Below are 553 nucleotides of genomic sequence, written 5' to 3'. Positions count from 1 at the left end.
AAAGGAATAAGTGAATTTAGATCATATCAACATCTTGTTGAGAGTTGCGCCAAGCAGAAGCTAGTCCGAGAAGGTGAGCAACTAGCGCGAAATCTCAAGCAAAATGATTTGGAATATATTTCGGCACGTCTTAATACGATCGAGTATTCCTGTGCGATGCCTTTCGACCGAAGCTCTAGTGACTATTCTACATATCATGTTCGTCCTCAGGCTGACTTCTTTTGGTCCGTTTCTAAAAACGAATCCGAAGTTATGCGGATTGGTAAAAGCCTGCTTGCTGGTCCCACTTCTACGGTTAGTTATCCTCTAAGTATTTGGTCTGAAGGTAATTCGGGAGATTACTGGGTTGGAACAATATCCCTTAAGCTTTATTTCGGGGACCATGTTGAACACTTAACATCGTCGTATTGGTCAGATTATGGTGTGGACGCAACAAAGTCTGTCATCGTTTTAACCTTGGTGTTTGCTTGGATTTTTTTCGCCTTTATTCGTCCTAATCAGGAATTTACTCGACGCTTGAGCGACCCCGCTATGAGCTCGTCGCAGATAAGAA

General features: G+C 42.9%; 1 protein-coding gene. It reads left to right on the top strand.

Translation table 11 applies throughout. The annotated features are described in order from the left end of the window. The coding region (locus tag A3762_RS27205; RefSeq protein WP_197469064.1) for a hypothetical protein at positions 1–553 on the top strand (553 nt) is incomplete at both ends.

It is taken from the genome of Oleiphilus sp. HI0125 (assembly GCF_001635355.1).
This window is presented reverse-complemented; position numbering and strand designations above follow the sequence as displayed.